The following is a 13,354-nucleotide window of genomic DNA, read 5'->3' as shown; positions in this document are numbered from 1 at the left end:
GCATGGACACATCCGCCCTCGCTCTCACCCAATCGCTTCTTCGCTGCCCGTCCGTCACGCCGGAGGAGGGTGGGGCGCTCTCATTCATCGAGAGCGTGCTGAAAGAAGCGGGGTTCGAGGTGCATCGTCCGGTGTTTTCCGAACCGGGCACGCCCGACGTGGAGAACCTCTATGCCCGTTACGGCTCGGGTGAGCCTTACTTGCTCTTTGCCGGCCATACGGATGTGGTGCCGCCGGGCGATCTGAGCCGGTGGAAGCACGATCCGTTCAGCGGCGAGATCGATGACGGCGAGCTTTATGGGCGCGGCGCGGTGGACATGAAGGGCGGCGTTGCCTGCTCGATGGCCGCAGTGCTGGAGTTCATTCGCGACAATCCGAATTTCAAAGGCTCCATCGGCTTCCTCATCACGGGAGACGAAGAGGGGCCTGCCATCAACGGCACGGTGAAGCTTCTGGAATGGGCGAAGGCGCGCGGCGAGAAATTCGATCACTGCATCCTCGGCGAGCCGACCAATCCCGACCGCCTCGGCGACATGATCAAGATCGGGCGACGCGGGTCGCTGACCGGCAAAATCACGGTCGAGGGCAAGCAGGGGCACGTGGCCTATCCGCATCTCGCGGACAATCCCATTCCCAGCATGCTGCGCCTCCTCGACGGGCTGCTGCGCGAGCCGCTGGATCGCGGCACCGAGCATTTCGATGCCTCAAACCTGGAAGTGACCACGGTGGATGTGGGCAATCCCGCCTCCAACGTGATCCCCACCGAGGCTAGGGCCACCTTCAATATCCGCTTCAACGATCTCTGGACGCCGGAAAGCCTGGAGGAGGAGATCGCCCGCCGCCTGCGTGAAGCGGCCGGCAATACGGTTCGTTATTCCCTGCGCGTAGAGCCGACGAACGCCACCGCGTTCCTCACGCCGCCAAACGAATTCGTGGGTTTCATTGCCGATGCCATCGAGGCTGAGACGGGCATCCGCCCCAAGCTCTCCACCACGGGCGGCACCTCGGATGCCCGGTTCATCGTGAAGGATTGTCCGGTGGTCGAGCTCGGCCTCGTGGGGCAGACCATGCACCAGAGCAACGAGCGCGTAGCTGTTGACGATCTGGCCAAGCTTGCGGCGATCTATCGCAAAGTGTTGAACGCCTACTTCGCACCTGGGGCTTGAGGCTTTAAGCATAGCTGTATTAAACTAAAGTCGCATCGAACCTGGAACGTTTTGCGGCTTCAGCCTGTTCTCGTGAGCACCTGAACCGTCAAGAGGTGGCTCCATGATCGTCACGGCTGATGAGGTCAACCGCTCGTTCAAAGGCGCGATCGACCTGCTCCACAGCAGGGCCGAAGGCCTCAAATCCTTCGACATGAGTGAGCGGGGCTTCTGGCGCTCCTTCGCGGCGATCTGGCTGACGCTTCCCGCCTACATCATCTCGCTCGCCATCGAGCGCATGCGCATCGGTGCGGTGCCGAATGGAGCGCTGCTCGGCAATCTCTGGATCGATACGGTGGTGGCTCTGGGCCATGTGGGCGGCTATATCGCGCTTCCCCTCGCGATGATCTTCATCGCCCGGGTTTTAAGGCTCACCAGCCGCTATGCGCCCTTCGTCATCGTGACGAACTGGATCTCGGTGATCGGCCTGCTCGTCTTGTCGGTTCCGGCCATGCTGCTTCTGCTGGGCTGGGCCACGCCGCCTCTTGCCAGTCTGTTCACTCTCGCCTTCGCAGTGATCCTCGTACGTGTCCAATGGTTCGCCACCAAGGCGACGCTCGGCCTCTCCACTCTTCCGGCTTTGGCAATCGTGCTCTTCGGCATCCTGTTGAATGCCGGTGTGGAAAGCCTGACGCGCGGCCTCCTAAGCTAGTCAGGATAATCGACGCCAATCAGGTAAAGGCCTGTCGAAGGCGCCATCGGTCCGCAACGGGTGCGATCCCGTGCATCGAGGGCAGCGCGGACATCCGCGACCGACCACCGCCCAGCGCCGGCTCGTTCCAAAGTGCCCGTGAGTGAGCGTACCTGATGGTGCAGGAACGAGCGAGCGGAGGCATAGATGCGGATCTCGTCGCCGATCCGCTCCACATCCAGGCGATCGAGAGTGCGGATCGGGCTGTTCGCCTGGCACTCCGCCGCGCGGAAAGTCGTGAAATCATGCTGGCCGATCAGCGTCTGCGCCGCCTCGTGCATTGCGGCAGCATCGAGCGGCCAGGCCACATGCCAGACGCGGGTGGAATCCAGCGTCGGCGGAGCGCGGCGATTGAGGATGCGGTAGACGTAATGGCGCTTGATGGCCGAGATGCGGGCGTTGAAGGTCTCCGGCACCATCTGCGCGGCAAGGATCGCGACGGGCTTGGGCTTCAAATGCGCATTCGTGGCATCGCGCACCGTATCCGGGCGCCATTCCTTCGCCAAGTCCACGTGCACGACCTGATGGGTTGCGTGCACGCCGGAATCCGTGCGGCCGGCGCAATGAATGCGCACGGTCTCGCCGGCAAAGCGCGCGATGGCATCCTCCACCGCTTGCTGCACGGAGAGCCCATTCGTCTGGTGTTGCCAACCGGTAAATGGCGTGCCGTCGTATTCCACGACGAGCTTGTAGCGAGGCATGTTATTTCAGTTCTGCGAAGGCTCTGGCGTAAGAAATCGAACCATGAGCCTCTTTCCCTTTTTCGGAAAGGGCGAGGGCCTGGAGATACGGCCCGTCATAAAGCGTCTTGAGCTGGCGCGCCAGCGTGGTCGTAAAGCCGAAGCGGCCGTAATATTCCGGTTCGCCGAGCACAAGAACGAGATCGTAGCCTTCGGCCCTCATCCGCTTTAGCCCTTCCTCGACGAGGAAGGTACCGACGCCCTGGCCCTGCCCCGCCGGAATGACGGCGAGCGGAGCAAGCCCACAGCCCTTGATGGAAGGGACTGCATCGAGACTCAGTCGCGAAAAGGCGACATGGCCGACCGGTTCCTCCGTGTAGGCGATAAGGGAGAGTATCAGGTCGCCATCCATGCGCAGCTGCTGGACAAGGGTCGCCTCAGTCATTTGCCCGAAAGAGGCCTCATAAATGGCGCGCAATGCGGCTTCATCGGCCGATTCTTTCAGACGAAGATTCATGGCGGGGCCTCACAGAAAGCGGGCGCCCGGATCCATCCTCACGCCGCGAAGGAATTCATCGAAAGCCACGGGCCCCTTGCCGGCGCGCTGAACTTGGATCAGCCGCACGGCCCCATCGCCGGTGGATACTGTACCATCATTGTCGGTAAGCATGCCAGGGGTGCCGGAGCCTTTTCCCAAAGCCGCACGAAGCACCTTCACGCGCTCCTCGCCCTTGCCGAAATCGGCGGTGAAGTAAGCGCCAGGAAACGGGGACAGGCCACGAATGTGGTCGTACACGGCCTGCGCGGGCTTCGACCAGTCGATCCGGGAATCCTCGTTCTTGATCTTATGGGCGTAGGTCACGCCTTCCTCAGGCTGAGGCGAGAAGCTCAAAGCTCCACGGGAAAGGGCGGCCAGGGCACGCACCATCAGGTCGGCGCCCAGCACCATCAGCTTGTCGTGCAACTCGCCCGCATTCATGTCCGGGGCAATCGCGACGCGCTCGGCCATGGCGACCGGGCCTGTATCGAGGCCCTCTTCCATCTTCATGACCGCCACGCCCGTTTCCTTGTCGCCTGCCATGATGGCGCGCTGGATCGGGGCCGCGCCGCGCCAGCGGGGGAGGAGGGAGGCGTGAAGGTTGAGGCAGCCGAGTTCCGGCGCGTCGAGAATGGTTTTGGGCAGGATCATGCCATAGGCGACGACCACGGCCACGTCGGCGTTGAGGCTGCGGAATTGCTCCGCCGCTTCTTCGGTACGCAGGGTCTTGGGCGTAAAGACGGGAATGCCGAACCGCTCCGCCATCTTATGGACGGGGGAGGGCTTAAGCTCCATACCGCGCCCGGCGGCTGCGGGCTCGCGTGTATAGACGGCGATGACCTCATGGCCCTGACCGACGATTTCCGCCAGCGTGGGCACCGCAAAATCGGGCGTGCCCATGAAGATGACACGCAAGCTCATGCTCCGGCCTCGCGCTTGGCGGCCTTCTTGAACTTGGTCATCACCCGGTCGCGCTTGAGCTTCGACAGGTAGTCGATAAAGAGCACGCCGTTGAGGTGGTCGATCTCGTGCTGCACGCAGGTGGCGAGAAGCCCATCGGCCTCCTGCTCCAGAGACTCGCCCTTCAGGTTCATGTAGCGGAAGCGCACGCGGTCCGGGCGTTCCACCTCCTCGTAATATTCCGGGATCGAGAGGCAGCCTTCCTCGTAGACCCGCTTCTCATCCGAGGTCCATGTGATCTCCGGGTTGATGAGCACCATGGGCTGGCGCTCGTCGTCGGACTTCGACACGTCCATGGTCACCATCCGGATGGGCAGGCCGATCTGGATGGCGGCAAGGCCCACGCCCGGGGCGTCGTACATGGTTTCCAGCATGTCGTCGGCCAGCTGGCGGATCTCTTTCGTGATTTCCTTAATGGGCTCGGAAATCAGGCGGAGCTTGGAATCGGGAATGATGACAAGGGGTTTGATGCTCATGTTTGCGGGAGATAAGGGCTTCCTGGAGGATGGTCAAATCGTTCGTGATATGTTCGGATAAAGCCGTCAACCGGAAGCCTATCACATGAACGACGTCGTCCTGATCTTCGGCACCCATGCCCTGACATGGGGGAATATCGTGATCGGAATGGCGGGGTCGAGCCTCCTACTGCTGTTGGTACTCACTGTGCTTCTCGTCCGGTCCCGGCGGGAGCGGGCGATGGAAGCAGGCATTGCCGCCGAGCAGGCGCGGGAGATGGACGATAAGGTGGCCGAACTCACCCGCATCCAGGCCGAAATGACCGGTCGGATGCAGACTATCGCCGAGGTCTTCGGCTCGCGCCAGAGCGATTTCGTGCGCATGATCTCCGAGCGGATCGACGGGCTGCAGCACCGTGTCGGGCAGGGGCTGGAGGCGTCCACCCGCCATCAGAGCGAGAATCTGTCGAAGCTCAATGAGCGTCTCGCAGTCATCGATGCGGCGCAGCAGAACCTTAGCAATCTCACCGGCGAGATCGTTGGCCTCAAGGATATTCTCTCCAACAAGCAAAGCCGTGGCGCCTATGGCCAGGGCCGCATGGAGGCGATCATCCGCGATGGCCTGCCGGCGAATGCCTTCGAGTTCCAGGCAACGCTTTCCAACCGCACCCGTCCCGATTGCCTCGTGCGCCTGCCAGGCGATGAGCGCGGCCTCGTGATCGACGCGAAGTTCCCGCTGGAAGGCTTTACATCTTTCCGTGAGGCGAAAGGCGAGGATGCGAAAAACCGCGCCGCTTCCAGAGTGCGCAGCGACATGCTCGTGCACGTGAAAGACATCACGGAAAAGTACCTGATCCCCGGTGAGACGCAGGACATCGCCATGCTCTTCGTACCGGCGGAATCCATCTATGCCGATCTCTCGGAGCATTTCGAGGATGTGGTGCAGAAGGCCCATCGTGCCCGCATCGTCATCGTTTCGCCGTCGCTCCTGACCCTTGCGATCCAGGTGATGCAGGCCCTCGTCCGCGATGCCCGCATTCGCGAGGAAGCGCAGGTGATCCAGGTCGAGGTGCAGAAGCTGTTGGAGGACGTGACACGCCTCGACGGGCGTGTGGCAAAGCTCGATCAGCATTTCCGCCAAGCTCAGGAAGACGTGGCCCAGATCCGCGTCTCGACCGACAAGATCGTGAAGCGTGGCGAGCGGATTGAAACCCTCGAATTCGAAGAGGGTGATGCGGCCCATGCCGAGTGGCTGCGCCTTCAGGGTCGGAACCTGCGGGCCGTGGATTAGGCCTGGAACCGCCGTCAGGCCGCGACGTTCTCCCAGCACTATCCGACGCGCTCGCGATTGCGGGCGCTCAACGTACCTGGATTCATCACAACCTGGGAAGGATTAGCGCTATGGGCCTTTTCTCGAAGGACATCAAATCGCTCGACGATCTGTTCATTCACACCCTGCAGGACATTTATTACGCTGAGCAGCAAATCACGAAGGCACTGCCTGAGATGATTGCGAAGGTCAGCGATCCGCAGCTGAAGCAGGCTTTCGAGACCCATCTTGGCGAGACGAAACAGCAGATCCAGATGGTGGAGCAGGTGTTCCGCATGCACGGTCACGATCCGAAGGGTGTGACCTGCCCGGCCATCGACGGCATCATCGACGAAGCTCAGGAAATTTCCGGCGACATTGCCGATCCGCAGGTGCTCGATGCGGCTCTGCTCGCCGCCGCTCAGGCCGTGGAACACTACGAGATTACCCGTTACGGTACGCTGGTTGCCTGGGCGAAACAGCTTGGCCGCGAGGATTGCGCTGGCGTGCTGCATCAGATCCTGGATCAGGAAAAGTCCACGGACCAGAAGCTCAACCGGATTGCCGAGAGCAAGATCAACACCAAGGCCGCTTAAGGTTTTCGTGAATAATAAAGAAAATGGCCTCCGAAAGGGGGCCATTTTCTTTTCAGGCTATTTTGCAGGCAATGCGTAAAGACGCAAAAAGTCCGCGAGATCGTTGGTGATATAGTCGATATCCGGCGTTTTCACTGCTTCCTGCTCGAAGCTTTCCCGGAACGGATCGACGGTCTTCGGCACGATCAGCGTCGTCGTCATGCCAAGCTCATGCGGCACAGTGAGGTTCTTGGCGATATCTTCGAACATGGCGGAGCGGGACGGCTCCACGCCGTGCTTGTTCAGAAAGCTCTCATAAGCACGGCGCTCCGGCTTGGGCACGAAGTTCGAAGCGGCAATGTCGAACACATCCTCGAAATGATCGAGAATGCCGATCTTCTTTGCCACGTTCTCAGCGTGCTTGCGCGAGCCGTTGGTGAGGATGAGCTTGCGGCCTGGAAGTTGCTTGATGGCTTCCCCGAGGCTGGCATTCAGTTCGATATCGGTGTGATCGATATCGTGCGCGAAATCGAGGAAGTCGTGCGGATCGATGTCGTGTTCCTCGATCAGCGCCCGCAGGGTCGTGCCATATTTATGATAGAAATACTTCTGCAGAGCCCGCGCCGACAGGCCGTCGATGCCGAAGAGGTCTGCGACATAAAGCGTGATCCGTTCATCCACCTGCGGCCATATCCGAGAGGTGTGCGGATAGAGCGTATTGTCCAGGTCGAAGACCCACGTGTCCACATGCGAGAAAACGCGGGAATCGGCAGAAGACAGATGAGGCTCTATGGCAGGCTTGGCGTTCATGGATCTCAAAGACGACAATGGGGCCGTGCGGCCCCACTGCTTGTAATATAGGCCTTCCTGGGGGCGACTGCTAGCCCCGCCGGATCAGAGTGCCCGCGCCGTGGTCGGTGAACAGCTCCAGCAGCACCGCATGAGGCACCTTGCCGTCCAGGATGACCACCGCTTCCACGCCCCTCTCCAGGGCATAGATGCAGGTCTCGATCTTCGGGATCATGCCGTCGGTGATGGTGCCGTCCGCGATCAGGCGGCGGCAATCCTCGATGGTCATTTCCGGGATGAGGTTCTTGTTCTTGTCGAGAACGCCGGGAACGTCCGTCAGGAGCAGGAGGCGCTTGGCGGTCATGGCGCCGGCGATGGCGCCCGCAAACGTGTCCGCATTGACGTTGTAGGTCTGGCCGTCCTGACCGGTCGCGACGGGGGCCAGCACCGGGATCAGCTCGGCCTGGAGCACCTGGTCCAGGACATCGCGGTTCACGTGCTCGGGCTCACCGACGAAGCCCAGGTCCACCACCTTCTCGATGTTGGAATCAGGGTCGACGGCGGTGCGGGTCACCTTGCGGGCGGAGACCATGTTCCCGTCCTTGCCCGAAAGGCCCACGGCCTTGCCGCCCTCGGCGCCGATCCAGCCGACGATCTGCTTGTTGATGGAGCCCGCGAGCACCATCTCGACCACCTCGACCGTGGCGGCATCGGTTACGCGCAGGCCGCCTTTGAACTCGGACTTGATGCCAAGCTTTTCCAGCATCTTGCCGATCTGCGGCCCGCCGCCGTGAACGACGATCGGCTTGATGCCCGATTGCTCGAGCAGCACCACGTCCTCGGCGAAATCCTCGGCAGCGGCCCGGTCTCCCATGGCGTGGCCGCCATACTTGATGACCACGACCTGCTGGTCATAGCGCTGCATATGCGGCAGAGCCTGCACAAGCACTTCGGCCTGTACATGGACGTCGGGGAGCTGGTTAGGATCGGTCATCAGGGACTCCAGCAGGGACAAAACAGGACAAAACGGCTTGCCTTCTATCCGAATGGCCGTTCTGTGCAAAGGAAGACTTCAGGATCGTCCAGGAACAAGCGCGGCGATCCCGACGATGATCCATCCGATTATCAGCAGGATGCCGCCCGTGGGCGCGGCTCTTGGGAAGAGTGGCGTGTCTGCAAAGGCACGGCGGGACAGGTCTCCGCAGAAAAGGATCAGCCCCATAACCAGGATATAGCCTGCGATGGGTCCGAGCAGCGGGTGGAGAGAGCCAGTCGCGGCAAGAGCCGCAAGGGCCAGCAGGGCAGGGGCATGGAACAGTAGAAACTGAGCCGCCGTGGTCAGGTTGCCGCCCGTGATGTGGGCAGCTGCAGCCGACAGTCCCACGCCGAGGACACCAGAAAGCGCGGCGAGAACGATCAGAGCTCGCGTAGCGAGGTTCAAGCTGCGCCTCGCTCGCTCAGCAGGCGTGCGATGCCGGCGCGCAGCTCGGGGATGCCGAAGCCGGAGCGGCTGGAGGTGGGCAGGATCTCTGGGAAGGCTGCGGCGCGCTTGGCGATCTTTCCCGCCGTGTCGGCCATGCACTTCTCAAGCTCGCCCGCCTTCAATTCATCCGCCTTGGTCAGCACAACCTGATAGGAGACGGCGGCGGTGCCCAACGTTTCGAGAATACCTTCATCCACCGGCTTGATGCCGTGGCGGGCGTCGATGAGCACGTAGACGCGGGCAAGGCTCGCACGGCCCCGCAGGTAGTCGTGGATCAGCTGCGTCCAGGCTTGCACCTTCTCCTTCTGCACGGCGGCATAGCCATATCCCGGCATGTCCACGAGATTGAAGTGGTCGCCGATATTGAAGAAGTTGAGCTGCTGCGTGCGGCCGGGCGTATGCGAGGTGCGCGCCAGGGTGTTGCGGCCGGTCAGTGCATTGATGAGGCTGGACTTGCCCACATTCGAGCGGCCGGCAAAGGCGATCTCGACCTTTCCCATAGGGGGCAACCCTGTGAGGGAGCTTGCCGCCCAAATGAAATCGGCCTCGCCCGCAAAGATCTTGCGGCCGATTTCGAGAAAGGGGTCGATGTCCTGGTTCGGGGGGCTTGTCTCGGTCATGGGGCTCTTATCGGCGCTTGGACCGCATTGTTCAAGGTGTCCAGACACTTTCCGGAGTTTTCGAGGGTGTCAAAGCCAGAAAGGATCGATCCTGGAAAGGGATTTCATGGCCGACCTGCTCTTGTCGAGAAGCTTCTCTCGCCGCCGCTCAGCCCTTTCGGGTGAGGTCTCGACGAGCGAAGGCACGAGCGAGCTGCCGACAGCCAGATCGTGCAGTTCGCCAAGCCTCTCCTGGAGTTCCCCCAGCATGTCGGCGAGAATCTCGCGGTGCTTTGAGTCCTTGCAGGACGGGAATAGGGAAGCGAAGAACTCGGTGCCGTAGCGCAGTTTCTTGATCCGGATCCGCAACGCGTGGCGCTCTTCCTCGCTGCGCTTGCGCAAACGCTTTCCATTCCTGCGAAGGCTTTTGAACCGACGTGACAGCTCGTCGGTTGCGAAATTCCGTACCCGGCGCTCGCGAGCTTCTTGGTTCTCGGATGCGCCAATCCAGTCTCCTGCCTCAATCCAGGCAGCCGCCTTGAGAAGGACATCCATGAACCGGCGGGATTCGAGGGTTTCCAGCAAATCGCGATAGGCTTTTCCCCGGCATCGTTCGACCTTTCCGATCTGCGACTTGTCGTATGCGGTCTCCGAGGAGCGGATCCGCGCCAGGAGAACATCGAGGTCGCGGGCCTGGCCCATGGCCTGCCCGGCCCAACGAAGATCGTCCTTGACGGCCTCGCTCTCCGGATCGGTCAGCAACTGCTTCCCGAACAGGGAGACGGCTGCCCGCAGGCGGCGCAGGCCTACCCGCATCTGGTGCAGGGCCACGGGATCCTGCGTTTGCCGCACCAGGGCTTCATTGTGCAGCATTTGAGACAGGTATGAGCGCGCGATGACCTGAAAGGCCTCGACGCAGGTGGCTTTCTTCGGAAGTTCGATCGGCTTTGCGCGCGAAGGCTCCAGGGAGGCCGAATCGAGAAGGCGGTAACCGCGCTCCGATTTCGCCAATGTGGATAGGCGTAGCGGTGCAGCTTGGCTCAATGCACGAGCGAAGGCGAAGAGGGCGGCAGGCTCGCCCCGTTTCAGCTCAAGCTCTACCTCCGTGAAGGTGAAGTCCTGATGCCGGCCCGACGCCTTGGCCTGGTCGAGGGCGACTTCGATCAGGGAGCCGTCGAACTCGGCCTCGAAAGCCCGACGCTCCGTGTCGATCGTGAAGAGAGGGCGAATGCTCTCCCGAATCGCCTCATCAGACAGGAGCGCTTCGAGAGGAGTTCCGGCGGCCGCGCTAAGGTCGAGCCCAGTATTGGCGGGCGTCTCCCATTCCCCGCGATCCATGGCAACGCTGCCGTGGGGGCCGCTTGCCTTGATGGTTTGGACGGCGTTGCCACTTTCATGACGAATGCGCAGGCTGATGCCCTCCCGGCGCAGGGCATGATCCCCGGTATCGAAATAGATCGCATGCAGTTGTCCGCTCTTGTCGGGGAGCGGCTTGAGAGAGGCCAGGGCCGGGTGCCGGAGAAGTTCGTCCATTGAACCGGAGGCGAGTTCGAGCTTCAACTCGATCTCACGGGGCGGAGAGCCTGATCGGAAAGCTCGCGTCAGCCGATTCTCGGGGGCATGCATGGCCTGTCACCGTTTTGATTGCCCCCCCGGATATCTAGAGGAGGAGCCGCCGGAGGAAATCGCGACAGGTCGGCGGCGTGCAAAAGAAAATCCCCGGGACGAGGCCCGGGGATGATCATCGTGTCGGTTGTTTGCCTCAGCCCTTGGCGGGGCTGGTCTTGCGGCTGAAGGTCTTGCGCAGGTTGTCCCACAGCTCGATCTTCACGCCGTTGCGCTTCATGATGAAGGCCTGTTGGCTCACCGAAAGCAGGTTGTTCCAGGCCCAGTAGATCACGAGGCCGGCGGGGAACGAGCCGAGCATGAAGGTGAAGAGCACTGGCATCCACGCAAAGACCTGCTTCTGCACCGGGTCCGGCGGCTCCGGGTTCATCTTCATCTGCAGCCACATGGTGATGCCCATGAGGATCGGCCAAACGCCGAGCATCAGGAAATGGCCGATCACCGGCACCGCGCCCGGATTGTAGGGCAGCAGGCCGAAGAGGTTGAAGATGGACGTCGGATCGGGCGCCGCGAGATCGCGGATCCAGCCGAAGAACGGCGCATGGCGCATTTCGATGGTGACGAAGAGCACCTTGTAGAGCGCAAAGAACACCGGGATCTGGATCAGCACCGGCCAGCAACCGGCGACCGGGTTGATCTTCTCCTTCTTGTAGAGCTCCATCAGCGCTTGCTGCTGCTTCATCTTGTCGTCGCTGTAGCGCTCGCGGATGGAAGCCATCTCCGGCTGCACCGCCTTCATCTTCGCCATGGAGCGGTAAGACTTGTTGGCGAGCGGGAAGAACAGGATCTTCAGGAGCACCGTCACGATCAGGATCGCGATGCCGAAATTGCCGACGAGGTGATAGAAGAATTCCAGCACCGTGAAGAGGTGCTTGGTTATGAAGTAGAACCAGCCCCAGTCGATCAGGCGATCGAAATTCTTGATGCCGAGATTGTTCTGGTAGGAATCGACGGTAGCAACTTCCTTGGCGCCCGCGAAGAGACGTTGCGTCGTCTCGGCATTGGCATTGGGCTGAACCGTCTGCGGCATGCCTTGCACTATGGCATGATAGGTCCGCCCGGCTTGGCTCTGCTGCGATGTGAAGGCGCCCTGATAGGTCTGAGCCTGATCGGGGATGACGGCGGCAGCCCAGTACTTGTCGGTGATGCCGAGGAAGCCGCCCTGGACATTTTCCCACTTCTTCTCGGAAACGGTCGAGCCTGCAGCGGGAGTTTCCTTGTCGATGGCGTCGTACTTGTACTCCTGCAGGCCGTTATCGCCGACATAGCCGATCAGGCCCTCGTGCAGCACGTAATAGCCGAGGGTGGTGGGCTTCCCGTGGCGGGAAACGAGGCTGTAGGGACGCACGTCGACGGCTGAGCCGCCGCGATTCTCGACCGCGCTCTTCACGGTGAACATGAATTTGTCGTCCACCGAGATCGTGCGGCGGAAGACGAGACCCTGACCGTTGTCCCAGGTCAGGGTTACCGGTGTCGAAGGGGTCAGGCGGTCGCCTTGGGCGGTCCATTCCGTGGTGGCGTTAGGAACGGCTACACCCTGCGTCGCGGCCCAGCCGAACTCGGCGTAATAAGGGCTCTGCGTGCCCTCCGGCGAGAGCAGGATGATGTTGGGGCTGCGGGGATCGACGGTCTCGCGATAATTCTTCAGCGCCACGTCGTCGATGCGGCCGCCGCGAAGGTTGATCGAGCCCGCAATCGCGGGGGTATCGATGGGCACGCGCTTCGTGCGGGCAAGGGCGGCCTCGCGGGTTTCGAGGACCGGGGCCGCAGGAGTGCTCGGCACCGTGCCGGGCACGGTCGGCGAGGCACCGCCGGCCTGGCTTGGGCTGGCGGGCGGGTTCGGGGCATTCGGATTGACCTGCGTGGATTGCTGCTGGGTCAGCTGACGCTGCCTTTCAGCCTCGGGGGCGGCATAGAAATATTGCCAGCCCAACAGGACCGCCAGCGACAGGGCGATGGCGAGAATGAGATTTTTGTTGTCTTCACGCATGGGAATGTCCGCGACGCTCGCCGTTGGGGTGAGGTGAGGAGGGAGGTCGGCGATCCGAGAGGTGGGCGCTTTTCGGCTTGGTTGCAACCCGTAGAGCGCGCCGCAGATCGTCGATGAGCACGTCGTAATCCGCCGCCAGGATATCGCGCCGACCGATGATCACGACATCCGCATTGATGTTCGCGTAATCCCGGGCTGCCGCCAGAACGACAGTCCGAAGGCGACGCTTGATCCGGTTGCGTTCGGTGGCGTGGCCGACACGCTTGGTGACGGTGAGCCCGACCCTAAGGCCAAGCTCAGAATTCTGTTCGGAATCTTCGCGCAGGCGAGCCTGCACCGTCATCCGCTCCGTATGAAAGCGGCGGCCAGTGGCCGCCGCGACGAAGTCAGGTCTTTTCGTCAGACGCCCGATGGTCAAATCAGCGCGAGGCTCGCGCATCGGGGTCCTCAGGCT

At 61.7% G+C, this 13,354-nt stretch carries 15 protein-coding genes; 4 read left to right on the top strand and 11 right to left on the bottom strand.

Annotated elements, in window-relative coordinates; genetic code table 11:
• Window positions 1-2 precede the first annotated feature (2 nt).
• Window positions 3-1,166 carry a succinyl-diaminopimelate desuccinylase gene (gene dapE, locus AB4Y85_RS03520; RefSeq protein ID WP_441983468.1) on the top strand — a complete coding sequence of 388 codons (1,164 nt, stop codon included), beginning with the start codon at window positions 3-5 and terminating at the stop codon, window positions 1,164-1,166.
• Between the two features lie 103 nt (window positions 1,167-1,269).
• Window positions 1,270-1,857 carry a hypothetical protein gene (locus tag AB4Y85_RS03515; RefSeq protein ID WP_441983467.1) on the top strand — a complete coding sequence of 196 codons (588 nt, stop codon included), beginning with the start codon at window positions 1,270-1,272 and terminating at the stop codon, window positions 1,855-1,857.
• Here the strand turns inward: AB4Y85_RS03515 and truA are convergent.
• From truA to def, 4 genes are read right to left on the bottom strand one after another with little or no spacing between them, the layout of a single operon-like run.
• On the bottom strand, window positions 1,854-2,597 hold the full coding sequence (truA, locus tag AB4Y85_RS03510; RefSeq protein ID WP_441983466.1) for a tRNA pseudouridine(38-40) synthase TruA: 744 nt from the start codon (window positions 2,595-2,597) through the stop codon (window positions 1,854-1,856). The genes AB4Y85_RS03515 and truA overlap by 4 nt on opposite strands.
• Before the next feature lies 1 nt (window position 2,598).
• Window positions 2,599-3,093, bottom strand: coding sequence for a GNAT family N-acetyltransferase (locus AB4Y85_RS03505; protein WP_441983465.1), 495 nt, complete (start codon window positions 3,091-3,093; stop codon window positions 2,599-2,601).
• Window positions 3,094-3,102: 9 nt separating this feature from the next.
• The gene (fmt, locus tag AB4Y85_RS03500) at window positions 3,103-4,035 is read right to left on the bottom strand and encodes a methionyl-tRNA formyltransferase (protein ID WP_441983464.1); all 933 of its coding nucleotides are present in this window, start codon (window positions 4,033-4,035) and stop codon (window positions 3,103-3,105) included.
• A complete protein-coding gene (gene def / locus AB4Y85_RS03495; protein WP_441983463.1) occupies window positions 4,032-4,550 on the bottom strand; it encodes a peptide deformylase in 519 nt (172 codons plus the stop codon). Before def ends, fmt begins: the two co-directional genes overlap by 4 nt.
• Window positions 4,551-4,635: 85 nt before the next feature.
• Between def and AB4Y85_RS03490 the strand changes: the two genes are divergently transcribed.
• Both AB4Y85_RS03490 and AB4Y85_RS03485 read left to right on the top strand, forming a co-directional pair.
• On the top strand, window positions 4,636-5,820 hold the full coding sequence (locus AB4Y85_RS03490; protein WP_441983462.1) for a DNA recombination protein RmuC: 1,185 nt from the start codon (window positions 4,636-4,638) through the stop codon (window positions 5,818-5,820).
• A 110-nt stretch (window positions 5,821-5,930) separates the two neighbouring features.
• Window positions 5,931-6,434, top strand: coding sequence for a YciE/YciF ferroxidase family protein (locus AB4Y85_RS03485; protein ID WP_441983461.1), 504 nt, complete (start codon window positions 5,931-5,933; stop codon window positions 6,432-6,434).
• 57 nt (window positions 6,435-6,491) lie between these two features.
• Here the strand turns inward: AB4Y85_RS03485 and AB4Y85_RS03480 are convergent, their stop codons facing one another.
• From AB4Y85_RS03480 to rnpA, 7 genes are all read right to left on the bottom strand, one after another.
• Complete coding sequence (locus AB4Y85_RS03480) at window positions 6,492-7,223, bottom strand: pyrimidine 5'-nucleotidase (protein ID WP_441983460.1); 732 nt, start codon at window positions 7,221-7,223, stop codon at window positions 6,492-6,494.
• 70 nt (window positions 7,224-7,293) lie between these two features.
• Window positions 7,294-8,196, bottom strand: coding sequence for an acetylglutamate kinase (argB, locus tag AB4Y85_RS03475; RefSeq protein ID WP_441983459.1), 903 nt, complete (start codon window positions 8,194-8,196; stop codon window positions 7,294-7,296).
• A 78-nt stretch (window positions 8,197-8,274) separates the two neighbouring features.
• Complete coding sequence (locus AB4Y85_RS03470; protein ID WP_441983458.1) at window positions 8,275-8,643, bottom strand: DUF423 domain-containing protein; 369 nt, start codon at window positions 8,641-8,643, stop codon at window positions 8,275-8,277.
• On the bottom strand, window positions 8,640-9,305 hold the full coding sequence (yihA, locus tag AB4Y85_RS03465) for a ribosome biogenesis GTP-binding protein YihA/YsxC (RefSeq protein ID WP_441983457.1): 666 nt from the start codon (window positions 9,303-9,305) through the stop codon (window positions 8,640-8,642). The genes AB4Y85_RS03470 and yihA overlap by 4 nt, the downstream gene beginning before the upstream one ends.
• 69 nt (window positions 9,306-9,374) lie before the next feature.
• Window positions 9,375-10,910 carry a CYTH and CHAD domain-containing protein gene (locus AB4Y85_RS03460; protein ID WP_441983456.1) on the bottom strand — a complete coding sequence of 512 codons (1,536 nt, stop codon included), beginning with the start codon at window positions 10,908-10,910 and terminating at the stop codon, window positions 9,375-9,377.
• A gap of 136 nt (window positions 10,911-11,046) precedes the next feature.
• Window positions 11,047-12,900 carry a membrane protein insertase YidC gene (gene yidC, locus AB4Y85_RS03455; RefSeq protein WP_441983455.1) on the bottom strand — a complete coding sequence of 618 codons (1,854 nt, stop codon included), beginning with the start codon at window positions 12,898-12,900 and terminating at the stop codon, window positions 11,047-11,049.
• On the bottom strand, window positions 12,893-13,339 hold the full coding sequence (gene rnpA, locus AB4Y85_RS03450; RefSeq protein WP_441983454.1) for a ribonuclease P protein component: 447 nt from the start codon (window positions 13,337-13,339) through the stop codon (window positions 12,893-12,895). The genes yidC and rnpA overlap by 8 nt, the downstream gene beginning before the upstream one ends.
• Window positions 13,340-13,354: the final 15 nt, after the last annotated feature.

Origin of the sequence: Microvirga sp. 2YAF29 (assembly GCF_052114605.1) — a bacterium.
In the GTDB taxonomy this organism is placed as follows: domain Bacteria; phylum Pseudomonadota; class Alphaproteobacteria; order Rhizobiales; family Beijerinckiaceae; genus Microvirga.
Note: the sequence above shows the minus strand (reverse complement) of the source record. Positions and strands in the feature narration are given on the sequence as shown.